Consider the following 19,819-nt stretch of genomic DNA (forward strand, 5'->3'; position numbering starts at 1 on the left):
GAGGAACAGCGGGCCCTCGACCGCGTCGGCCAGAGCGGCCACGTCATGGCCCGCCAAGTGCAGCCGCCCGTCCACGAACCTAAGGTCCGGCCGGGTCCACCAGAAGTCCGCGCCCGGCGCCGGCCCAACGCTCATTCCAGGCTCGCCAGATAGGTCCGGCCGTCCTCGTCGGGCTCCTCCGCCCGGCCGGTGATCCAGTGGCGGCAAGCCGCCGCGCCGCAGTGGCAGGCAAACTGCCGAAAGAGCACGTCCTCGGTCGCCGCGTAGTCAATGGTCAGGAGGTCGCCCGCCGCGATGTCCCGCAGCGCCACCAGTTCGGAGCGCCCCATGTCCAGCCGGCAGTCCGGGTCGCAACTGTGCGACAGGAAGCCGATCACCTTGGTTTCGGCGATATGCCGCCCTGGCGCCACCTGCAGGGTGTGCTGTTTCAGGTCCGGTCCGACCACCCCGGTGAAATGGTGGATCACCTCGCCGGCCCGCCGCGCGACAAGCGTGCGGACGCCCCGGCCGTGGGGCCCGGAGGTATGCCACACCTGAAGCTGGTCGATTTCATCCATGACGTGTGTTGTCCCACCGCCGCGCCCCCGCGGCTCTCGACTCTCTGCGACCGGAAGATGTCTGATCGGCGGTTCGTCAGGAAGCCGACCCGGGCGAATAGGTCCTCGAAAAGCGCAAGTGATTGCGCCCGGCGCTGTGCTCGTAGGCCACGGTGTCCATCAGCGTCCTGACCAGGTGGATCCCCAGACCGCCGATGGGCCTGTCCTCGACCGAGCCGGTAGTGTCCGGGACGGGCGCCGCGGTGGGGTCGAAAGCCCGGCCATCATCGCTGACCTCGACGGCGATCCGGCCGTCGGAGACTTGCAGATCGACCTTCACCGCTGGTGCGGTCCCGCCCTCGCCGCCGTGGTTCAGGAGGTTGGCCAACACCTCGTCGAGGGCGATCAACACCGGGGCGATCGCGGTGAGGGGCGCGCCGGCGGCCTCCAGGTGCGCCTCGATGGCGTCCATCAGCGCAGATAGGCCCGCGCGACCGTCGGAGAGCGTTCCGGAGAAGTCCGATTCCATACCGCCCGCCTGCCACGGGACCTTGCGGGAAGCCACCGCACAAGCTTAGTCAGGTGGCCGGATATCTCAACGTCTGGCGACGAGGTCTGGTGAGATGGACATCCGTGAAGAGACCCGCGGCGATGTCCTGGTGGTGACCGCCGCCGGTCGCCTGGATTCCAACACCGCCGCGGTGCTGGAGGCCGTGCTGCCGGCCCGCGCGCAGGCCACCCCCAAGCTCGTGCTCGATCTCTCGGGCGTGCCCTACGTCAGCTCCGCCGGCTTGCGCATCCTGCTGATGGGCGCCAAGGCGGCCCGTGCGGCGGGCCACAAGCTGGTCCTTGCGGGCCTCTCGCCCTCGGTGCGCGAGGTGTTCGACATCTCCGGCTTCACCAGCATCTTCGCCATCGAACCGGACGTGGACGCGGCCCTAGCCGGGCTGGGCTGAGGCCGCCTTCAGCACCGCCAGGACCCCGTTCGCCGCCAGCAGCGCCGCCAGGTCGTCCGCGATCGCCGCGGCCGAGAGCCCGGTCGCCTGCGCCACATAGGCGGCCGCCTTGCCGTCGTTGTCGCCATCCAGCAGGGCCAGGTTCGTCACCGGCGGTTCGCCGGCCCAGTCCGTCCAGGCCACCCGGCTGAGCGCGAAGGCGGCCTGTCCCTGCGCCACCCGCGCCCCCGCAACGCCGTCCAGCAGCGCACGTTCGAAGAACCGGCGCGCGGCCAGCGCCCGCGCCAGGGCCTCGGCCGGGGTCGCCCCGGCGCACTCGCCCAACACCAGGCCGGCGCGCCCGCCTGCGCTCGCCAGCGCGTAGAATGTTCCCGCCGGGGCCGTCCCCAGCATCCGAACGGCCAGGTCCGCGCCCCCGGCCTGCGTGGCCAGCGGCGGGAAGGCGGTCTCGCGGAACGCCGCCACCGCAACGGCCTCGTCGCGCCTGCGGTCGCGCATGGCCAGCTCGCGGGCTCCCCGGGCGAGGCGGCCGTCGACGCCGGTCCTCATCAACCGGACCGCGTGGGCCAGGTCGCGGGTCTCCCGGATGCCGAACGCGGCGTCGCTCTCCGCCACCGCTCCTTCCAGCCGGCCGTTCGCCTGGATCGCATCGATCGCGGCCCGGTTGCGGCCGAGCTCGCCGCGTATGCGGCCGGCCACCATCCAGGCGAGACCGAAGCCTACGATGGCCGCGGCTGCCACCAGGCCGGCGATCAGCCGCTCCAGGCCCGCCACCTGGGCGTACAGCGGTTCCGCGTCGATCTGGGCGATCACATAGCGGCCGCCGGAAGCCGGGGCGACGGCGGTCGCCAGGTGGCGGCCCGCGGCGTCCGTGGTGATCGGCAGAGCGGTCGGCCTGACCGGATGCGGGAGGCGGGGGGGCCCGACTGCGCCGCCACGCCCGGCGATGCGCACCGGCGGTCCTTCGCCGGCCACCACGTAGAGTCCCACCAGGCCGGCGACGTTGGTCCCGGCGGCCACGAACGCCGCATCGCGCCGTGGGTCGGCGAGGATCTTCGCCAGGTCATCGTATCCGGACGCGAAGGCCGCCGTGGTCACCGCCGCGGCGACGGCCTGATCCTCCAGGCCCTGCGCGGCCTCCGCCCGCTCCCAGAAGTAGAGCAGCGCCCCGTTGATGCCGGCCAGCAGCAGGAACAGTGGGGCCACCAACAGCAGGAAGGTCTGGCGCAGGCTCATGTCGCCGCCGCCGGGTCGCGCAAACCGACCACGAACTCCGGGCATTCGCGCGCGATGGTGAAGACGTGCGGCTTGGCGATGACGATGGCGCTCAGGCCCTGCGGTCCCGCCACGTAGTCGTCCCCCGCGGCGAGGCCGAACAGCAGCCCCGGCGCGTCGAACACCGCCGGGGCGGCCCGGCCGGCGGTCTCCGCGACGCCTTCGATCACCACGAACAGGTGCTCGGCCACCTGTCCGCCCGCCAGGATCACCCGGCCCGGCGGATAGTCGCGCAGCCGCGCGTGGCCGGCGATCAGCAGCAACTCGAGGTCGTCCAGCCGCGTGAACGGCTCGACGGTCCTCAGCGCGAAGAGGGTGCGGACGGTCTCGGCGCCGATCATCGACCGGCCTCCCAGGAGAACACCCGCTGGCCGACCTCCACGCCCCCGGCGGTCTGCGTCAGCACGACGGGCCGTTCGCCCAGCACACGGGCCGTGCGCGCCCTGCGGTCCAGCACCACCACGGTCCCCTCGGCTAGCGCAGTCCAGTCCTTGGCCAAAGCCGGTTCCGCCTCGATCCGCTCGGCGAGCGCGCGCATGGCCCGTCGCTGCAACAGCGCCGCCGCGTCGGTCCCCTCCGGCGAGATCCACACCGCCAGCAGGTCCTCGGTGTCGACCAGGGTGACCATGTCCGGTTCACCGGCCAGCACCTCGGCCAAGACCGCGAAATTCCGCCTCCGGTCCTCCGCCAGCATCTCCCCCCAGGCGGTGCGCATTCGCGCGATGAGGGCGGTGGCGAGGTCGGCCAGCGCCTGGCGCAGACCGGTCACTTCGCGCGGCGCCGCGCCGCGGCCGGGCGGGTTACGGTCGCCGGCCGCGATCCGCAGCGCATCGGCCTTCAGGGCCTCGATCGGCCGGGCCACGCCGCGCATGATCGCCAGCGTCACCAGGGCGCAGGCGAGCAGCGAACCGACGCCGATCAGGGCGCTGGCGAACAGCGCGTTCTGGGTGGCCACCTGGATGACGCCGATGTTCACGTCGGCCCCCACCGTGGCCACGATCCGCCCGTCGCTCCCGCGGGCGGGGGCCGCGGCGGTCTTCAACAGGCCCCATTGCTCCTGGTACTGGATCGGCGAGGCGTAGATCGCCCCTCGGGCGGTGACGGCGCGCAGGCCCGCCATGGTGTCGGCCGGCAGCTCATCCTCTGTGCCGATCGGCGAGTGATCCTCGCCCTGGGTGGAGTCGAGCACATAGATGACGCCCTTGGTCCCGCCGATCACCTGGGAATAGAGGTAGGTCAGGCCGAGCTCGCGGCGGATGCGCCGCATGGGTTCCACGTTGCGGAGGTAGCGCGGATCCTTCTCCACCACGTCGGGCGGCGCGCCCGCGCGCGCCTGAGCGATCAGCCAGTCATGATCGGCCGGGTCGATCAGGGCGGCGGTGAGCGCGCTGGTGGTGGTCAGCTTGCGGGCGAAGCCGTCCAGGATGGTGTCGTAGAGGCGGTTGTAGACCACCGCCCCCAGCGCGATCGCCACCACCACGATCGCCGGGGTGAACGTGCGCCACAGGAGGGCCTGGATCGTGATCCCTTCAGGCCGCATAGGCCCGCCCGTCGCGCGCCCGCAGCATGGTGAGCGCCAGGTCCGGATAGCGCGCCGCCACGTCGTCGATGTCCGCCTTCGAGAGCCACATCGAAGGGCCGGGCAGGACCAGCTCGACAGGCCGGCGGCCAAAAGGCTGCGGCATCGCCCGCTCGGCCAGCACCACCAGCGCCTCCAGGGAGGCGCTGGCGAACTCCGGGATGGCGCGGAGCGCGGCTGCCAGGTCGACCACGGTGGGACCGGCCTCCAGGGACAGGAGCGCAGCCAGGCTGTCCCGGTAGACGGCCGCCAGGCCGGGCTTCAGCGCGCCGCGCAGATGCGCGGCCAGCGCCTCGGCGGGCAGGTGATCCCGCAGCGCCTGGGCTGCGGCGACGGCCTCCAGCGCATTGCCCTCCTCGATCGCCGCTTTCAACAGCGGCGCGACGTCTCCCCCGCCCGCGAAGGCCTCCGTCGCCGGCCGGCGGGCGATCAGCGGCTCCAGGCGGTGGTAGGTGGCGTTGTCGACGCCGCTGGCGATGGCCTCAATGGCGTTGCCGCGCACCTTGGGGTTGGCGGAGTGCAGCGAGACGATCAGGAGGTCGAAGTCGGGGACCAGGCCGCCCAGGGCCAGCAGTTCCAGGGTGAAATCGACCGAGCCGGCGATCCGCTCGCGGTAGGCCCGGGCCAGCAGGGACATCGCCGGCGAGGGCTCCGGCTCGGCCTCCAGCCGCTCGGCGATACTCAGGCGCGGGCCGGTCTCGCCCAACTCCTCGTCCACCAGCCGCGAGAGCTGCGACAGGAATTGGGCGTGGCTGAGAGCGCTCAGCGCGCGGGCCGCCACGGCCCGCGCCCGATACGGCGCCTGGTAGGCGCTCAGCACCTGCATCAGGCGGGGGATCGCCGCCTCGCCGAGATCGACCATCAGCGCTTCGACGGCCCGCAACTCGCGGGGGCTGAGCCGCGCCGCCGCCGCCAGCACCTGCGGGATCGCCTCGACGTCGCCGATCTGGGCCAGCAGTTGCAGGATGGTCTGGCGGCTCTCGCGGTCCATGCGCGGGAGGTTGTCGATCAGCGGCGCCACCAGGCCGATGTCCCCCGGCCCGACCACGCTGACCAGCGCCTGCAGGGCGTACTTGCGCTGCGAGATCGACGGATCGGCGAGCTTGGCGGCGAAGGCGGCGGTGGCGTCCGACGCATCCGTCTCGATGGCGTCATGGACGCTCGGCCGCTCGGACTGCCGGTGCAGCAGGGCCCGCGCCGCCGCCGCAGTGGCCGAGTCCGTCTCGGCCGCCTTCTCGCGCAGCAGCGCCTGGCCGTCGGCGTCGAAGACCGGCGTACGCAGGTCGGCCTCGCCGAAGTTGAGCCAGCCGCGGCGCATGTTGGCCTCCATAGCCGCCGGGTAGACGGCCCGCAGCGCCACGACCACGGCCACCAGGCCCGCGGCCGCCAACAGCCCGATCCCCGACAGCTCGCGGATGTCCAGCTGCCTGGCGAACAGCAGCAGGAATGCGCCGGACACCAGGCTGGCCAGGGGCTCGCCCATGCCCTCGACGATGGTCCGGAACGGCCGCTTCACCTGGCTGGGCGCGGCGTTGAACATCAGGTTCTGGTTGTTGTAGTCGATCGAGGTCAGCACGCCGTGGTAGGCGAAGAAGGCCCCCAGCGCCGCGCCCGTCCCGCCCTGGAGGAAGAAGAACGCGAACACCGCGAAGTAGGTGACCGGCAGGATCAGGGCGACGTTCCTCACCCCCAGCCGCGTGACCAGCCGGTTGAACAGGAACAGGCAGACCAACAGGTTGAAGATGCTGGCCGCGCCGTAGAGCCGGCCGAACAGCGCCGCCAGCTCCGCCTCCGAGCGCCCGGCCTGCAGCACCGAGGAATACTGGAACTCCGCCAGGTTGGTGAGCAGCAGGGTCATGAACAGCGCCAGGGTCAGCAGCGAGGCGTAGCGCGAGGTGCGGAAGGTGCGGATCACCAGCACGAGCTGGCTCTTCACGTCGCGGACCTCGTCCTCGAGGTCGGTGTCGCTGTCGGCGATCCGCTTCCAGCGTCGCCGGATCAGCCGCGCCACCGGCAGGGTCGCCGCCGCCACGCCGGCCCAGACCAGCAGGAAGACCGGCATCGGGATGAATGCCGCGAAGCTGCCGACCACCAGCGCCCCGATCGCCGTGCCGAGGGCGCAGAAGGCGGCGAACAGCGGGAACAGCCGCTTGGCGTCCTGGATGTCGAAATAGGCGTCGGTGAAGGTCCAGAACAGCGAGTAGAGGCCGATGTACCACATGGCCAGGTACAGCTTCAGCGCATAGTAGCCGTAAGTCTTCCACTCCGCCGGCAGCGGCGCCGAGAGCAGCGCCCAGCCGATCAGCCCGCCCGCCCCCAGCAGCACCAGGGTCAGGTCGATCACCCGGCCCGGCGAAAAGCGCACCTGCAGGTAGGAGAAGATCGCGGTGTAGACGACCATCACCACCGGCGTGAGCAGGAAGATGATCGGCAGCTTGCCCGGGCCCACATTGCTCAGGAACGCCGCGTCCCCGGCGCTGAAGCCGATGCCCAGGCCCACCTGCAGCATCAGGCCGAACAGCCCGAACTGCAGCAGCTTAGGCCACTCGCCGGCCTCGACCTTGAAGAGGCGATTGAAGAGGATGTGGGCGCCCTCCGCGGGCTTTATGGACTAGCCTGGATTCGCGGATGATTGGGGCGGGCGCGCAAGCCGGATGAACGAGCTCACCGGAGAAAACCCCCTCGCAGGCGAACAGCCGAGCCACCGTCGCCGGTTCGGCTTGAAGTCCCAGCTCCTGCTCCTGCTGTTCACACTGAACGTGGTCGCCGCCGGCGCCTACTCGGCCGTGCTCTACGAGGTCGACCGCACCGAGATCATCGCCGGCATCGACGGGCGGCTGAAGACCGCGGCCCTGGCGGTCGCCGAAATGGCCCCCGGCGCCTACCACGTGCGGGTCACCGGCCCGGGCTCGATCACGACCGACGAGTATGACCGCCTGCAGCGCCAGCTCTCGCGCTTCGCCGACGGCGCGGAGCTGCAGTACGTCTACACCTACATGCGCTTCGGACGGGAGATCCGCACCGTCTCGACCAGCGCCACGCCGCGGGAGTGGCAGGCCAACACCCGCATCCGGTTCTTCGCCCACTACCGGGAGGCGCCCCCCAAGCTCCACCAGACGTTCGCCGACGGGCGGCCGAGGTTCGACGAGTACAAGGACGAGTTCGGCGCCTTCCGCTCGATCTACCTGCCCATGAAGGCCCCCGACGGGCGGACCTACGTGGTGGGCGCCGACATCCCCCTGGGCACCGTCCGCGAGCGCCTGAGTGACGCACTGAGGACCTCGATCGCGGTCGGCGTGGCCATGTTCGGCCTCTCCATGGCGCTGGGCTGGCTGCTGGTCGACCGCATCATCGGGCCGCTCATCCGGCTCACGGCCTTCACCCGCAATATCGGCCAGCGCAACTTCCAGCCGGACGAGACCGAGACCGCGGCGCTCAGCAAGATCAGCCGCAGCCGTCCCGACGAGGTCGGTAGCCTGGCCGAGGCCATGACGGCGATGATCGCGCGCCTGCAGCGCTACCTGGTGGAGATGCAACAGGCCACCGCGGCGCGCGAGCGGGTCGAGGGCGAGTTGTCCGCCGCACGCGACATCCAGGCCGGCATGCTGCCCCGGACCTTCCCGCCGTTCCCCGACCGGCGGGACGTGGACGTCTTCGCCCTGCTGGAATCCGCCAAGCAGGTGGGCGGTGACCTCTACGACTATGCCCTGATCGACCGCGACCGGCTGTTCTTCGTGGTCGGCGACGTGTCCGGCAAGGGCGTGCCGGCGGCGCTTTTCATGGCCATGACCACCACGCTGTTCAAAGCCGCGGCGCTGGGCGCGCTGACCACGGGCGAACTCATGGCCCGGGTGAACGCCGAACTGGCCCGCGACAACGCCGCCCAGATGTTCGTCACCGCCGTCTGCGGCATCCTCGACCTTGCGACCGGCGACGTGCAGTACTCCGACGGCGGCCACGAGGCGCCCTTCGTCCGCCGCGCCGATGGCCGGCTGGAGCGGCTGCCGAAGCTGCCCGGCATGGCGCTGGGCATCTTCGACGACACCACCTTCGAGACCGGCCGCTTCCAGCTCGCGCCGGGCGACGCCCTGGTCCTGTTTACCGACGGCGTCTCCGAAGCCGCCAACCTCGACGACGACCTGTTCACCGTGGGCCGCATCGAGACCGCGCTCGCGGCCACCCGCCCGGTGATCGACGCGCGCGGCCTGGCGCAGGGCCTGGCCGAGGACGTCAGGGTGTTTGTCGGCGAGGCCGCCCAGTCCGACGACATCGCCATACTGGTGGTGCGGTACGAGGGGCCGGCGCGGCGTGGCCCCTGATCAGCGGTAGATGGCGCTGCCCCGCGCTCATCAGGAACGACGCCGAGCCGCTGCTGCCAGAGGGAGAGATGCGGACCTGGCGACGGCCGCACGGGCCTACCCCCCCGGCCGGCGGATCATCGGGTAGATGCCGGGGAAGTCGCCTGGCTGGACGAAGCCCATGACCTCGAAGCCGTAGCGTTCGTAGAGCGGGACGTTCTTGGGGTTCGAGCTTTCGAGGTAGGCCATCACGCCGTCCTCGTCGCAGCGCCGCAGGGATTGCTTGAGGATCGCCGAGCCGAGACCGCGGCCCTGCCGCGCCGGGTCGACGCCGATCATCGCCAGGTACCAGTGCGGCTCGTCCGGATGGTAGGCGGCCATGGTCTCGCCCACCTCGCCCAGCACCGGCAGCTTCTCCGGCCGGGCCAGTTCGCCGATCACCGCGAGCATCGCGGCCTGGTCCGATTCGACGCCCGGCGGCAGCCACAGCGCCGCGGCCGCCCCGTCCTCGGCGAGCCACGCCGTTCCCTGCGCCAATCCGGCCCCGCCCATCGCCATCGCGAACCGACGGAAGCCCGCGAAGAGCGCCTCCGGCGTATCCAGCAGGTAGCGCAGGCACGGGTCCGAGGCGAAGGCCAGCATCAGGGTGTTGAGCACCGCGTCCTGCTCGGACGCCTCGGCGACGCGAACCTCAGGTGGGCTCATGGTTTGGCTCCCAGCTTCGCCGCCGGCCGGTCGCGGCCGTGCACTTTCTTCAGATAGAGCCGCATGTCGTCGATCACCTTGCGCAGTTCGGCGGCCGGCGTCGGCTTGGCGCTGACGGCGGCGGCGATCAGCGGGTCGGTCTCGATCTCCCAGGGCAGGAAGGCCACCTTCTCCGAGGCCGCGTGCATCCAGATGATCGGATAGGCCCGTCCGAACATCACGCCCTTCAGCGGCTCACGGCCCATCAGGTACAGCGCCGCGTCGCCGGCGTTGCGCGAGTCCAGCAGCACTTCCAGCACGTCCAGCGACAGCACCATGATCCCCGGCTTGGCGAACTTGGTGATTCGGAAGCCGAGGTCGATGTCGGGGCCGATGTAGTCGAGATAGGCCCCCTGGCCGCTGGAAAGCTCCGGCACCTCGATCTCTATGTTCGCGCCGTCGAAGTCGGCGAACCAGGCGGTGGCCTTCAGCCGCATCGGCATCTCGGCGAAGTGCCGCGCCTCGTACAGCGACATGGCGCGCAGCACGGCGATCAGGGTCGACGTCAGCTCCTCGGGCGTCTGCGGGGTGGTGACGAACAGCACCTCGTCGCCCATCACCTTCCACACGTCGATGGCCGGCGTGGCGTCGTCGTCCAGGAACTGAAAGCCGATCTGGCCGGCCACCATCAGCGGGAAACTGGTGAAGAAGGTGCGGAAGATATCCAGCCAGCCATCCGAGCTCTGGCCGGTGAACCGCGCCTTGAACTCGGTGGACCCCACCATGTCGACCGACAGGAACAGACGAAGCAAGGACGCCCCCGGGGCAGCGTGGGGCCCGCGCCGGCCCCGTTCGCGTCTGTACGCGACCACGCCGGGGCGGGCCAGCCGCAACCTCAGCGGTCGCGCTGCTCCAGTTCCAGGTAGGCCGGATCGAACTCTGCGAGCGCGACGAGACCTGGCCAGTCAAGGATCTCGATCTGCTCGCCTCGCCAGCGCACGAGGCCCCGGCTCCGCAGTTCACCGACCACCCGGTTGGCATGGACCAAGGACATACCGAGCGTGTCGCCCAGCTCGCCCTGGGTCAACGGCAGGCGGAAGCACCTGCCGTCGTTCAGCCCGCCGACCTCGAGGCGGGTCAACGCCTCGCACAGCAGGTGCGCCAGCCGCTGCAGCGCCGAGCGCTGGCCCGCGCCCAGCAGCCACTGGCGCTGGATGGCCGCGTCGATGACCGTGGTGAGCCAGAGCAGCCGGGTGAGATGCGGCAGCGTTTCGGTGATGACGCGCAGGTTGGCGTGCGGGATCACCGCCAGCCGGCAGGCCGTCAGCGCCAGGGCCGAGTAGTCCATCCGCTTCAAGGTGAAGCCCTGCAGGTCGATGAAGTCGCCACCAATGTGCAACGACTGGATGCGCCGCCGCCCGCCCCCCAGCGTCGCTGAGCGGCAGGCCCAGCCGCTCAGCAGGAGGTGCACGCTGTCGGTCACCTGGTGCTCGCGCACGATCTCCGCGTCGGCCTCGATGGTGACCTGATGGCTGATCGCCGCCGCCAGCGCCTGGCGCTCGGCCTCGGTGATGACCGGGTCGCGACGAAGCAGGCGGCGGAACAGCAGATCAGGCACCGGAACTCCGATCACGGGGCGGCGTTGGGACGAGGCGCCGTACAAAGGAGGGTTCCGATGCCGCGCGGGGATAAGTCCAAATACACCGACAAGCAGGAACGCAAAGCCGATCACATAGCCGAAAGCTACGAAAACAAGGGCGTTTCTGACAAGGAGGCCGAGCGCCGAGCCTGGGCCACAGTCAACAAGGACGACGGCGGCGGCAAGCAGCCCGGAGGCTCGGGACGGGGCAGAGACACCGGCCACCCCGCTGCCAAGAAGGGTGGCGAAAAGGGCGGCAAGGCCTCGGCCAGCCGCTCCGCCGCCGAGCGCTCCGCCTCCGCGAAGAAGGCGGCTGCAACCCGCAAACGCAACGCCGACCACCACGCATCACACTGACCAAACCCATTGGGAGAGCAGCATGGCCACCACACAGAAATCATCGTCCGCCAAGACGCGCCGCACCCGGCGCACGGGCCGCCGTGACCCGCTCGCGATCACTCTGCTGAAGAAGGATCACCGCGAGGTCGAAGGCTGGTTCGACGAATACGAGCAGCTCGAGGACGACAGTGAGAAGCTGGAGCTGTTCAACAAGATCGCCCTGGCGCTGAAGGTCCACACGACGATCGAGGAAGAGATCTTCTACCCCGAGGAGCGCGCCGATGTCGAAGAAGACATGCTGGACGAGGCTTACGTCGAACACGACGGAGCCAAGAAGCTGATCGCCGAGATCGAGGCGATGAAGCCCGCGGACCAGTACTACGACGCAAAGGTCAAGGTCCTGGGCGAATACATCAAGCACCACGTCAAGGAAGAGGAACAGCCCGGCGGCATCTTCGCTCAGGCCAAGAAGGGTGACGAAGACCTCGAGGCCATGGGCGAGCGTATGAAGGCCCGCAAGGAAGAACTGATGGCCGAAATGGGCGGCAAGAAGCCCAACTGATCCGGCGAGGGCGGCGGCGCGGCGCCGCCGCCCTTTTCGGGTGAGCCATAGTCCGCCTGGCTTCCTTGCTCACCCTGCCAGCAGATCGCGTCCCGCCCAGCACGCGTGGGTCCCCGACGAGATGCGGTGAGGCAGCAGGATCCGGCAGACCGGCCCGGCGGCGATATCCTTGGCGTCGACCACGATGCACTCGGAACGGTCTGCCGCCATATCGGTGATGAAGCTCACCAGGTAGCCGTCGTCCTCATCGCGGCCGCCCACCCGCGGCGCGAACGGCGCCTCGGAGCCATAGCGGCCCTCGCCGAAGCTCAGATCTTGCGATGCGCCGGTCTCCAGGTCGTGCTTGACGATCCCGGTGAACAGGAACCATCCCGGCTTGGCGGTGGTCGAATAAAGGTAGCGGCCCTTGGTCCCGGCGATCTTCTGGTTGAAGGTCCCGAACTCCAGGATGCGGTCGTCCAGCGGCCCTTCCTTCACTTCGCCCGTCCTCAGGTTGAAGCGCCAGCGGTACAGCCGGGGCTTCATGGAGTGCTCGTCGAGATAGGCCATCATCTGGCCGAGCTTGCGCGGGAAGCCCTCCAGGGCGGGCGGCTCCGGGTCCTCCTGGAAATAGCCGTCCAGGACGATCTCATCGCCCTCTTCGTAGGCGTTCATCCAGTGCAGCACGTAGCACGGCTTGGCCTCGAACCAGCGGATGTCCTGCGGCTGGCCGTAGCGTGGAATGATCGCGAAGCGGGTGGGCAAATCCCGGTGGAAGCGGGCGGCGTGATAGCCCTTGGGCAGGAGCTCCGGGTCCCAGAACAGCGGCAGGTCGTTCAAGATCGAATAGTTCTTCGTGAACGCCATGTCGTGCGGCAGCCGCGGCCCCGGCAGCGGGATCGGCACGTAGTGTTTCAGGCGGTTGTCCGGGCCGACGACGCCGTAGTGCATGTAGGGCGCCTGCTTGGAGTAGTTGAAGAACAGCAGCTCCCCGGTCGCCTCGTCGACTTTCGGATGCGCCGAGATGCCGTCCGCCGGGACCCAGCCCTCGGCTCCGAGGGTCTCCAGGCTGAGCGGGTCCAGCCGGTAGCCCTCGCCGCACTGGTAGAAGGTCGAGAGGATCTTGCCGGCGTGCACCACCACGTCGGTCGAGGAGGAATCCTTCAGCGACCCCTGCGCGCCCCACCCCGGCCGGGTGGACTTGCTGGGATGTTCCGCCAGGCCCGCCCACAGCGCCGCGCCCGCGGCGGCTTCGGCCTCGAAGCCTTTGGTGCGCACGAAGCGATTGCGGTAGCGGGCCTTGCCGTCGCGAAACGCCATGGCGTGGATCATCCCGTCCCCGTCGAAGGGATGGTAGAGGCCGATCGGCGCATGCACCGGGTTCTCGGTGTTGCGAACATAGACGCCCTCCAGGTCGGCCGGGATCTCCCCGATCACCGTCAGGTCGTCCGCGTCCCATTCCTCGAAGGTCGGCGTCCAGGCGCCGGTCATGTAGGGGTGGTCGGTGTCCCCGAGGGTCGATGGGACCCGGTTGACGAGGGCCATGGGCTGCTCCGCGCGACTTGCGGCGAGAGACTAGCGCAGTCCGGCTCAGGCGTCGTGGGGCCGTGGCGTGTGGGCGACGTGGAAGCTTCCGGAATGCGACAGCACGATCCAGTCGCCGACGTGGGCGACCACCGGCCCCTGGGGCGTGCGCACCTGCACGGCGGTCGCCTCGGCCACCGACTGGGCCTCTTCACCCAGCCATTGCCAGAGCACCGCCCAGTTCTTCCGGTCATGGGCCGGCGGCACCCGCAGCGCGGCGCCATGATCGAACGGAGGATGCAGTTGGATGACGCGCATGGCCTTCAGGGAATCACAAACTCTGACCGCGGCAGTTGCGCGCTGCTTCGGTCACCAAGACCTTAACCGCACGCTCTCGTATGACGAGCATGCCCCCCGCGGGAAATCGCCCGAGGGCTGAAAAAGCTTTGCGGTTCCGCGACAAAGGACTTTAGTCGACAACTTGGGCTTGCGGCGCGGAGGGGGAACACCGCGCAGGGAGGATTGAAAATGTCGGAGGTGTCCACCAAGGCGCCGGATCCAATGGACATCGCACTGGGAGCCGCGGTGCGCATTCGCCGACGGACCATCGGGATGTCGCAGGAGGCCCTGGCCGAACAGTGCGGGGTCAGTTTCCAGCAGATCCAGAAATATGAGAACGGCGCGAACCGCATCTCCTTCTCACGGCTGGTGCAGATCAGCCGCGCGCTCCGCTGCCGGGTCACCGACCTGATGGATGTGTTCGACGGGGCGGACAAGGAGACCGCCGAGGACCTCGATCTGCTCACCCGCATGCGCACGCCGGGCGCACTGGAACTGCTGTCGGCCTTTGAAAAGCTGGCCCCGGAGGTGCGCAGCTCCCTGGTCCACCTCGTTCGCACCCTGGTCGCCCAGGCTGCTGAGGCGAATGCCCGGGAACCGGTCGCGGCCTGACTCCGGGTTGCCGGCCTCAGCCTTCACTCTCCTCACCCTTCGGGGGAGGAGAGGCCGACCGCCTATCGCCCCGCCAGCGCGTTGTCGACCAGGGCCCGGGCCTCGGGGCTGGTCCAGTCGGCATCGCCGGAGACGCGCGCTTGCTCCAGGCCGTCCTTGCCATAGATCACCGTCGTGGGCGCGCCCTGGCCGTTCAGCCGGAACAGAAGCTTCATCGCGGGGTCGTGGTAGAATTTCAGCGGGTCGTTCGCCGCGATGAACAGCGCCGCCTGCGCCGCCTTCTCCGGGTTGTCGATGGAAACCACCACCACCTCGACAGGCTGGCCCTTGTAGGCGGCCGCCAGCCTGGCGAGGGTCGGCATCTCGGCCTTGCAGGGCGCGCACCAGGTGGCCCAGGCGTTCAGGACCACGACCTTGCCCTTGAAGTCGGCGATCTTCACCGGCTTGCCGGCCGCGTCGCGGAACGCGTAGTCGGGCGCCGGCCTCGGCTCGCTGGGCGTCGTCAGCTTGTCCGCGAAAGCGCTCTTCGGGATCGGCACCGTGGCCACCACCGGCGCCGTCTTGGTGGATGACTGGCCGATGATGTAGACAGCCCCCGCGACGCCCACCACAGCGGCGCCGACTATGGCCCACGTCAGCAGCCTTCCCCTGGGCTTCGCAGGCGCCTCTGGACTTTCGCTCATATGACCGACCACTCCTCTGACCCGCCCGCCCGGCCCGCGCCCAGTTCCGCGCCCGTGGGACAGGCTATGTGGGGCGGCCGGTTTTCCGGCAAGCCGGCCGAACTGATGCAGGCGATCAATGTCTCCATCGGCTTCGACCGCCGCCTCGCGCCGCAAGACCTCGCGGGGTCCAGCGCGCACGCGGCGATGTTGCAAAGCGTGGGCGTCATTTCAAGCGAGGACGCAGCCGCCATCCAGGGCGGTCTGCAGCAGATCGAGGCCGAGATCGCCGCCGGGACATTCCCGTTCCGCGAAGAGTTCGAGGACATCCACATGAATGTGGAAGCCCGGCTGCGCGAGCTGATCGGCCCGGCCGCCGGACGACTGCACACCGCGCGCTCGCGCAACGACCAGGTCGCGCTGGATTTCCGCATGTGGGTCCGTGAGGCTTGCGAGCGGTCCCTGGGCCAGGTCCAGGCCCTGCAGCTGGCGCTGCTGGCCAAGGCCGAGGCCCACGCCGACGCGGTGATGCCGGGCTTCACCCACCTGCAGCCGGCCCAGCCGGTGACCTTCGGCCACCACCTTATGGCCTACGTCGAGATGTTCGGCCGCGACGCCACGCGCTTCCAGGACGCCGCCCTGCGGATGAACGAAAGCCCGCTCGGGGCGGCCGCACTGGCGGGATCGCCGTTTCCGATCGATCGGCAGATGACCGCCGCCGCGCTCGGTTTCGCGCGGCCCACCGCCAACTCCCTGGACAGCGTCGCGGACCGCGACTTCGCCCTGGAAGCCCTGGCCGCCGCCACCATCTGCGCCACGCACCTGTCGCGGCTTGCCGAGGAGATCGTCATCTGGATGACGCCGCAGTTCGGCTTCATCAAGCTGTCGGACGCCTTCACCACCGGCTCGTCGATCATGCCGCAGAAGAAGAACCCCGACGCGGCCGAGTTGGTGCGCGCCAAGGTTGGCCGCCTCCTGGGATCGTTCACCCAGCTCACGGTGGTGATGAAGGGCCTGCCGCTGACCTATTCGAAGGACATGCAGGAGGACAAGGTCCCCACCTTCGAGGCCTTCGACGCCCTGGAGCTCAGCCTCCTGGCCATGGCCGGCATGGTCGGTGACCTGGAGCCCAACCGCGAGAAGATGGCGGCGGCCGCGGGCGCCGGCTACTCCACCGCCACCGACCTCGCCGACTGGCTGGTCCGAGAGCTGGACCTGCCGTTCCGCGACGCCCACCACATCACCGGGGCGGCGGTGAAGCAGGCCGAGGCCGCCGGCGTCGCCCTGGGCGACCTGCCACTGGCCAAGCTGCAGGGGCTGGACAACCGCATCACCGCGGCGGTCTACGAGGTGCTCACGCCGCAGGCATCGGTCGCCAGCCGCAAGAGTTATGGTGGGACCGCCCCGGACCAGGTCCGGGCGCAGGTCGCACGTTGGAAGGAGTTGCTGGGATGAGCCGTCGCTTAACCGTCATCGGATGCGCCATGGTCCTGGCAGCTGGCCTGGCCGGCTGCGGCAAGGTGGGCGACCTGGAGCGTCCGGGGCCGCTGTTCGGCGCCAAGGGCAGGGCCGCCGATGCGCCCCCGCCGCAGGACCCGACCCGCCCCGTCGAGACCGTCGACCCGCGCGACCGCTCCACCGACAACCTGCCGGCGCGCGCGGCGCCGATCCCCGGCTCCGGCGCGGTCAGGCCCCCGCCGCCCGGCGCGCTGCCCGACCCGTTCCTCAATCCGCAATGAACCACTTCGATCTGGTCGAAGGCGAGGGCGGCGGCGAACTCTACTGCGAGGGCGTTCCGCTGAGCCGGATCGCCGAGGCGGTCGGCACGCCGGTCTATGTCTATTCCACCGCCACCCTGGAGCGGCACTACACCGTCCTGCGCGACGCCCTGGTCGGCGCGGGCCTGAAGGACCCGCTGATCGCCTACGCGGTGAAGGCCAATTCCAACGTCGCGGTCCTGCGCACCCTGGGGAACCTGGGCGCCGGCGCGGACACCGTGTCCGAAGGCGAGATCCGCCGCGCGCTGGCCGCCGGCATCCCCGGCGAGCGCATCGTCTTCTCCGGCGTCGGCAAGACCGAGGGCGAAATCGCGTTCGCCCTGGCCCACGGCGTGGCCGAGATCAACGTCGAGGCCGAGCCGGAGCTCCACCTGGTCAACCGCGTCGCCCAGCGGTTGGGGACCCGCGCCGAGGTAGCTATCCGGGTGAACCCCGACGTCGAGGCGGGCGGCCACGCCAAGATCTCCACCGGCAAGGCAGACAACAAGTTCGGCGTCTCCCTGTCCGAGGCCGAGCGACTCTACGCCAACGCCGCCAACATGGCCGGCGTCCGCCCGGTCGGCGTCGCCTGCCACATCGGCAGCCAGATCACCGACCTGGCCCCCATGGAGGCCGCCTTCGGCAAGATGCGCGGCCTGGTCGAGCGCATCCGCAAGGAGGGCCTGACCGTCGAGCGCCTCGACCTGGGCGGCGGCCTGGGCGTGCCCTACTTCAACCAGCCCACCCCGCCGACGCCGGCCGACTACGCCGCCATGATCGGCCGCGTGACCCAGGGCCTGGACATCCGCTTCGCCTTCGAGCCCGGCCGGATGATCGCCGCCAACGCCGGCGTCCTCCTCGCCCGGGTGATCCTGGTCCACGAACGGCCCGAGGGCCGCCGCTTCCTGGTTATCGACGCGGCCATGAACGACCTGCTCCGCCCGGCCATGTACGACGCCTACCACGACATCCGCCCGGTCAAGCCGCGGCCGGGCGAGCCGCTCCCCTATGATGTGGTGGGCCCGATCTGCGAGACCGGCGACACCTTCACCCGCGATCGCGTCCTGCCGCCGCTGGAGGCCGGCGACCTCGTGGCCTTCATGACCGCCGGCGCCTATGGCGCGGCCATGTCCAGCGAGTACAACTCCCGCCTCCTGGTCCCCGAGGTGCTCGTGAAGGGCGACCAGTTCGCCGTGGTCCGGCCGAGACCCACCTACGACGACATGCTGGCCAGGGAGGCGCCCGCGCCGTGGCTATAGGTCGATGTGCATGAACTGGCTGAAGTCGCTGGCTTCGTAGTCGCCGAACAGCCCGCCACTCACGAACCCCCGCGCCCGATAGAGCGCCAGCGCCGGCTCGAACGACGGCCCGCGGCCGGTCTCCAGGCTGAGCCGCGCCATCCCGCGCCGCCGCGCCTCACCGATGATGTGTTCGAGGATCGTCGCGCCCACGCCTTGCCGCAGGTGGTCCGGGTGGGTGCGCATGGACTTGATCTCGCCCGCGCCGCCGTCCCCGAGGTCCTTCAGCGCCCCGATCCCGGCGATCGCCCCGCCACGCCAGGCGCTCCACAAGGTCACGCCCGGCGCCGTCAACCCCGACAGGTCGAGCGCGAACACGTGGCCGGCCGGCGTGTTCTCGTGCATTCCGGCGAGATGCAGCGCCACGAGCTCGCGCGTCGCCTCCCCGGAGAGGTCGTCCGGCCGAATCTCGAGCGCGCTCAATCCATGGCGCCCACGTACGGCAGGCCGCGCATCTTGCCGGCCACGTCCATGCCGTAGCCAACCAGGAACCGCCCCGGCGCCTCCCAGGCCACGAAGTCAGGGGCGATGGCGCGCTCAGTCGGCCAGGGCTTCGACGCGAACACCGCGGTGAGCACCTCGCTGGCCCCGGCGTCGCGGACCAGCCGCGCGGCCTCCGAGAGCGACAGGCCGGTGTCGAACACGTCGTCCACCACCAGCGCCTTGCGGCCGGCCACCGGACGCTGCAGATCCGCGCGCACCTCGCACCGCCCGCTGGACTGGCGCTCGTCCTTGTAGGAGGCCAGCCACAGGGCGTCGAAGCGCACCATCCGGCCCCTCCTGGCCAGCGCGCGCGTCAGGTCGGCGGCGAACCATAGGCCGCCGGTCAGCAGGCATACCGCCACCGTCTCGTCGTCGATCCGCGGCGCGATGCGCTCGGCCACCGCCTCCACCAGGGCCGCCACCTCGGCCTCCGAGATCAGGACGGTGGGTTGCGGCTCACTCATGGTGCGGCAGGGCGTCAGGCGAGCCGGGGGGCAGGGCCTGGGCCTCGACCGGCGCGGGGTCATGGCTCTCGGCGGCCTGGGGCGCATGGGCGTCCGCGCCATGCCCCTTGGCGGTACGATTGAAGCCGATCTCGAGATTGTCCGCCCCGAGCGGCGGATCGGGCAGGTTCCAGGCGAAGTAGCGCACGCCGCCGGGGGGCACCCGGGCGTTCGTCACACTCAGGTCGTACACGGCCAGCACAGCCTTCTCGTCGCCCAGCAGGCTGACCCGCACCGCCGGCGCGTCGATCGGCGCCTTGCTCACATTGCGGATGGCGCCCGTCACCGCCATCACCGGCCGCCCGGCCAGGAACGTCGGCTTCCACGCCACACCCTCGAACGTCAGCCCCAGCGTGTTCACCGGCAGGCCGATGGCGGCGAACAGCGGCGCCGTGGCCGGGATCAGACCCGCCACCTGCTGGCGCAGCGCCACGACCGCGCTCAGGCTGACAGCCAGCAGTCCCAGGACCGTCACCCCGATCGCAAGGCGCCGCGAACCGCCCTTGGTCTTGGGTTCGTTCTTAGGTTTGGGCGATGCCGCCGCGGGGACAAACTCCAGGTCGTCCGAGCCAGCCGCCAGCGTCGTGTCCCCGGGCTCCGGGGCCGGCAGCGGCTCGGCGAGCTCAGCGGAGGGGGCGGGCTCGACAGGCTCGGATTCGGCTTCCTCGGCGCTCTCCGGCAGGGCCCGCCAGCGGTTGCCGCAGCTGGAGCACTTCACCGAACGGCCGGCCGCCGGAATGCGGTCGTCGTCGACGAAATAGCTGGTGGCGCACTCTGGGCAGGTCAGTATCATG

Annotated in this window: 23 protein-coding genes; 8 read left to right on the plus strand and 15 right to left on the minus strand. The window is 70.2% G+C overall.

Annotated elements, in window-relative coordinates; translation table 11 throughout:
- Positions 1 to 131: 131 nt before the first annotated feature.
- Together QZV94_RS03290 and QZV94_RS03295 are read right to left on the minus strand one after the other, a co-directional pair.
- On the minus strand, positions 132 to 557 hold the full coding sequence (locus tag QZV94_RS03290; protein ID WP_293676374.1) for an SET domain-containing protein-lysine N-methyltransferase: 426 nt from the start codon (positions 555 to 557) through the stop codon (positions 132 to 134).
- Between the two features lie 76 nt (positions 558 to 633).
- Positions 634 to 1,065: an ATP-binding protein gene (locus tag QZV94_RS03295; protein ID WP_293676375.1), complete on the minus strand. Its 432-nt coding sequence runs from the start codon at positions 1,063 to 1,065 to the stop codon at positions 634 to 636.
- A gap of 94 nt (positions 1,066 to 1,159) precedes the next feature.
- Here QZV94_RS03295 and QZV94_RS03300 point away from each other — a divergent pair, with 94 nt between their 5' ends.
- The gene (locus QZV94_RS03300; RefSeq protein ID WP_293676376.1) at positions 1,160 to 1,492 is read left to right on the plus strand and encodes an STAS domain-containing protein; all 333 of its coding nucleotides are present in this window, start codon (positions 1,160 to 1,162) and stop codon (positions 1,490 to 1,492) included.
- On the opposite strand, the gene QZV94_RS03305 is transcribed toward QZV94_RS03300, so the two are convergent.
- Genes QZV94_RS03305 through QZV94_RS03320 form a run of 4 tightly spaced genes read right to left on the minus strand, consistent with a single transcriptional unit; the run spans position 1,475 to position 6,855 of the window.
- Entirely contained in the window at positions 1,475 to 2,728 is a 1,254-nt protein-coding gene (locus QZV94_RS03305; RefSeq protein WP_293676377.1) for a hypothetical protein, read from the minus strand. The genes QZV94_RS03300 and QZV94_RS03305 overlap by 18 nt on opposite strands.
- Positions 2,725 to 3,108, minus strand: coding sequence for a hypothetical protein (locus QZV94_RS03310; RefSeq protein ID WP_293676378.1), 384 nt, complete (start codon positions 3,106 to 3,108; stop codon positions 2,725 to 2,727). Before QZV94_RS03310 ends, QZV94_RS03305 begins: the two co-directional genes overlap by 4 nt.
- Positions 3,105 to 4,307: a hypothetical protein gene (locus tag QZV94_RS03315; RefSeq protein WP_293676379.1), complete on the minus strand. Its 1,203-nt coding sequence runs from the start codon at positions 4,305 to 4,307 to the stop codon at positions 3,105 to 3,107. The genes QZV94_RS03310 and QZV94_RS03315 overlap by 4 nt, the downstream gene beginning before the upstream one ends.
- Complete coding sequence (locus tag QZV94_RS03320) at positions 4,297 to 6,855, minus strand: hypothetical protein (RefSeq protein ID WP_293676380.1); 2,559 nt, start codon at positions 6,853 to 6,855, stop codon at positions 4,297 to 4,299. Before QZV94_RS03320 ends, QZV94_RS03315 begins: the two co-directional genes overlap by 11 nt.
- Positions 6,856 to 7,000: 145 nt before the next feature.
- Here QZV94_RS03320 and QZV94_RS03325 point away from each other — a divergent pair, with 145 nt between their 5' ends.
- Positions 7,001 to 8,665 carry a SpoIIE family protein phosphatase gene (locus QZV94_RS03325; RefSeq protein WP_293676381.1) on the plus strand — a complete coding sequence of 555 codons (1,665 nt, stop codon included), beginning with the start codon at positions 7,001 to 7,003 and terminating at the stop codon, positions 8,663 to 8,665.
- Positions 8,666 to 8,761: 96 nt separating this feature from the next.
- On the opposite strand, the gene QZV94_RS03330 is transcribed toward QZV94_RS03325, so the two are convergent.
- The 3 genes from QZV94_RS03330 to QZV94_RS03340 all read right to left on the minus strand — a co-directional run bounded on the left by QZV94_RS03330 (position 8,762) and on the right by QZV94_RS03340 (position 10,946).
- A complete protein-coding gene (locus tag QZV94_RS03330; protein ID WP_293676382.1) occupies positions 8,762 to 9,349 on the minus strand; it encodes an N-acetyltransferase in 588 nt (195 codons plus the stop codon).
- Positions 9,346 to 10,140 (minus strand): hypothetical protein, encoded by a 795-nt coding sequence (locus QZV94_RS03335; protein WP_293676383.1) that lies wholly within the window; start codon positions 10,138 to 10,140, stop codon positions 9,346 to 9,348. The genes QZV94_RS03330 and QZV94_RS03335 overlap by 4 nt, the downstream gene beginning before the upstream one ends.
- 83 nt (positions 10,141 to 10,223) lie before the next feature.
- Positions 10,224 to 10,946 carry a Crp/Fnr family transcriptional regulator gene (locus QZV94_RS03340; protein ID WP_293676384.1) on the minus strand — a complete coding sequence of 241 codons (723 nt, stop codon included), beginning with the start codon at positions 10,944 to 10,946 and terminating at the stop codon, positions 10,224 to 10,226.
- A gap of 57 nt (positions 10,947 to 11,003) precedes the next feature.
- On the opposite strand from QZV94_RS03340, the gene QZV94_RS03345 reads away from it, so the two are divergent.
- Together QZV94_RS03345 and QZV94_RS03350 are read left to right on the plus strand one after the other, a co-directional pair.
- Positions 11,004 to 11,324 (plus strand): plasmid stabilization protein, encoded by a 321-nt coding sequence (locus tag QZV94_RS03345; RefSeq protein WP_293676385.1) that lies wholly within the window; start codon positions 11,004 to 11,006, stop codon positions 11,322 to 11,324.
- 22 nt (positions 11,325 to 11,346) lie between these two features.
- On the plus strand, positions 11,347 to 11,868 hold the full coding sequence (locus QZV94_RS03350) for a hemerythrin domain-containing protein (RefSeq protein WP_293676386.1): 522 nt from the start codon (positions 11,347 to 11,349) through the stop codon (positions 11,866 to 11,868).
- A 69-nt stretch (positions 11,869 to 11,937) separates the two neighbouring features.
- Here QZV94_RS03350 and QZV94_RS03355 read toward each other — a convergent pair whose 3' ends face one another.
- Together QZV94_RS03355 and QZV94_RS03360 are read right to left on the minus strand one after the other, a co-directional pair.
- Positions 11,938 to 13,392, minus strand: a complete 1,455-nt coding sequence (locus QZV94_RS03355) for a carotenoid oxygenase family protein (protein ID WP_293676387.1) — start codon at positions 13,390 to 13,392, stop codon at positions 11,938 to 11,940.
- A gap of 45 nt (positions 13,393 to 13,437) precedes the next feature.
- The gene (locus QZV94_RS03360) at positions 13,438 to 13,689 is read right to left on the minus strand and encodes a hypothetical protein (RefSeq protein WP_293676388.1); all 252 of its coding nucleotides are present in this window, start codon (positions 13,687 to 13,689) and stop codon (positions 13,438 to 13,440) included.
- Between the two features lie 210 nt (positions 13,690 to 13,899).
- Here QZV94_RS03360 and QZV94_RS03365 point away from each other — a divergent pair, with 210 nt between their 5' ends.
- Positions 13,900 to 14,322: a helix-turn-helix transcriptional regulator gene (locus QZV94_RS03365; protein ID WP_293676389.1), complete on the plus strand. Its 423-nt coding sequence runs from the start codon at positions 13,900 to 13,902 to the stop codon at positions 14,320 to 14,322.
- A 62-nt stretch (positions 14,323 to 14,384) separates the two neighbouring features.
- Here the strand turns inward: QZV94_RS03365 and QZV94_RS03370 are convergent, their stop codons facing one another.
- Positions 14,385 to 15,005, minus strand: a complete 621-nt coding sequence (locus QZV94_RS03370; RefSeq protein ID WP_293676390.1) for a TlpA disulfide reductase family protein — start codon at positions 15,003 to 15,005, stop codon at positions 14,385 to 14,387.
- On the opposite strand from QZV94_RS03370, the gene argH reads away from it, so the two are divergent.
- From argH to lysA, 3 genes are read left to right on the plus strand one after another with little or no spacing between them, the layout of a single operon-like run.
- The gene (gene argH / locus QZV94_RS03375; protein ID WP_293676391.1) at positions 15,006 to 16,439 is read left to right on the plus strand and encodes an argininosuccinate lyase; all 1,434 of its coding nucleotides are present in this window, start codon (positions 15,006 to 15,008) and stop codon (positions 16,437 to 16,439) included. It abuts the gene before it with no gap.
- Entirely contained in the window at positions 16,436 to 16,723 is a 288-nt protein-coding gene (locus QZV94_RS03380; protein ID WP_293676392.1) for a hypothetical protein, read from the plus strand. The genes argH and QZV94_RS03380 overlap by 4 nt, the downstream gene beginning before the upstream one ends.
- The gene (gene lysA, locus QZV94_RS03385; RefSeq protein WP_293676393.1) at positions 16,720 to 18,000 is read left to right on the plus strand and encodes a diaminopimelate decarboxylase; all 1,281 of its coding nucleotides are present in this window, start codon (positions 16,720 to 16,722) and stop codon (positions 17,998 to 18,000) included. Before QZV94_RS03380 ends, lysA begins: the two co-directional genes overlap by 4 nt.
- Here lysA and QZV94_RS03390 read toward each other — a convergent pair.
- The 3 genes from QZV94_RS03390 to QZV94_RS03400 are packed head-to-tail and all read right to left on the minus strand — an operon-like array spanning position 17,995 to position 19,818.
- Positions 17,995 to 18,462: a GNAT family N-acetyltransferase gene (locus tag QZV94_RS03390; protein ID WP_293676394.1), complete on the minus strand. Its 468-nt coding sequence runs from the start codon at positions 18,460 to 18,462 to the stop codon at positions 17,995 to 17,997. The genes lysA and QZV94_RS03390 overlap by 6 nt on opposite strands.
- Positions 18,459 to 18,986, minus strand: coding sequence for a phosphoribosyltransferase (locus QZV94_RS03395; protein WP_293676395.1), 528 nt, complete (start codon positions 18,984 to 18,986; stop codon positions 18,459 to 18,461). Before QZV94_RS03395 ends, QZV94_RS03390 begins: the two co-directional genes overlap by 4 nt.
- Positions 18,979 to 19,818, minus strand: coding sequence for an MJ0042-type zinc finger domain-containing protein (locus QZV94_RS03400; RefSeq protein ID WP_293676396.1), 840 nt, complete (start codon positions 19,816 to 19,818; stop codon positions 18,979 to 18,981). The genes QZV94_RS03395 and QZV94_RS03400 overlap by 8 nt, the downstream gene beginning before the upstream one ends.
- Between the last annotated feature and the right edge of the window lies 1 nt (position 19,819).

Source organism: uncultured Phenylobacterium sp., assembly GCF_902826855.1.
Lineage (GTDB): Bacteria > Pseudomonadota > Alphaproteobacteria > Caulobacterales > Caulobacteraceae > Phenylobacterium.

Coding starts and splice junctions, on each gene's coding strand:
- QZV94_RS03370 (WP_293676390.1), bottom strand. CDS start 15,005: ATGAGCGAAAGTCCAGAGGCGCCTGCGAAGCCCAGGGGAAGGCTGCTG.
- QZV94_RS03290 (WP_293676374.1), bottom strand. CDS start 557: ATGGATGAAATCGACCAGCTTCAGGTGTGGCATACCTCCGGGCCCCAC.
- QZV94_RS03360 (WP_293676388.1), bottom strand. CDS start 13,689: ATGCGCGTCATCCAACTGCATCCTCCGTTCGATCATGGCGCCGCGCTG.
- QZV94_RS03305 (WP_293676377.1), bottom strand. CDS start 2,728: ATGAGCCTGCGCCAGACCTTCCTGCTGTTGGTGGCCCCACTGTTCCTG.
- QZV94_RS03365 (WP_293676389.1), top strand. CDS start 13,900: ATGTCGGAGGTGTCCACCAAGGCGCCGGATCCAATGGACATCGCACTG.
- QZV94_RS03345 (WP_293676385.1), top strand. CDS start 11,004: ATGCCGCGCGGGGATAAGTCCAAATACACCGACAAGCAGGAACGCAAA.
- QZV94_RS03320 (WP_293676380.1), bottom strand. CDS start 6,855: ATGCTGCAGGTGGGCCTGGGCATCGGCTTCAGCGCCGGGGACGCGGCG.
- QZV94_RS03380 (WP_293676392.1), top strand. CDS start 16,436: ATGAGCCGTCGCTTAACCGTCATCGGATGCGCCATGGTCCTGGCAGCT.
- QZV94_RS03330 (WP_293676382.1), bottom strand. CDS start 9,349: ATGAGCCCACCTGAGGTTCGCGTCGCCGAGGCGTCCGAGCAGGACGCG.
- QZV94_RS03350 (WP_293676386.1), top strand. CDS start 11,347: ATGGCCACCACACAGAAATCATCGTCCGCCAAGACGCGCCGCACCCGG.
- QZV94_RS03310 (WP_293676378.1), bottom strand. CDS start 3,108: ATGATCGGCGCCGAGACCGTCCGCACCCTCTTCGCGCTGAGGACCGTC.
- QZV94_RS03300 (WP_293676376.1), top strand. CDS start 1,160: ATGGACATCCGTGAAGAGACCCGCGGCGATGTCCTGGTGGTGACCGCC.
- QZV94_RS03295 (WP_293676375.1), bottom strand. CDS start 1,065: ATGGAATCGGACTTCTCCGGAACGCTCTCCGACGGTCGCGCGGGCCTA.
- QZV94_RS03395 (WP_293676395.1), bottom strand. CDS start 18,986: ATGAGTGAGCCGCAACCCACCGTCCTGATCTCGGAGGCCGAGGTGGCG.
- lysA (WP_293676393.1), top strand. CDS start 16,720: ATGAACCACTTCGATCTGGTCGAAGGCGAGGGCGGCGGCGAACTCTAC.
- QZV94_RS03315 (WP_293676379.1), bottom strand. CDS start 4,307: ATGCGGCCTGAAGGGATCACGATCCAGGCCCTCCTGTGGCGCACGTTC.
- QZV94_RS03400 (WP_293676396.1), bottom strand. CDS start 19,818: ATGATACTGACCTGCCCAGAGTGCGCCACCAGCTATTTCGTCGACGAC.
- QZV94_RS03355 (WP_293676387.1), bottom strand. CDS start 13,392: ATGGCCCTCGTCAACCGGGTCCCATCGACCCTCGGGGACACCGACCAC.
- argH (WP_293676391.1), top strand. CDS start 15,006: ATGACCGACCACTCCTCTGACCCGCCCGCCCGGCCCGCGCCCAGTTCC.
- QZV94_RS03325 (WP_293676381.1), top strand. CDS start 7,001: ATGAACGAGCTCACCGGAGAAAACCCCCTCGCAGGCGAACAGCCGAGC.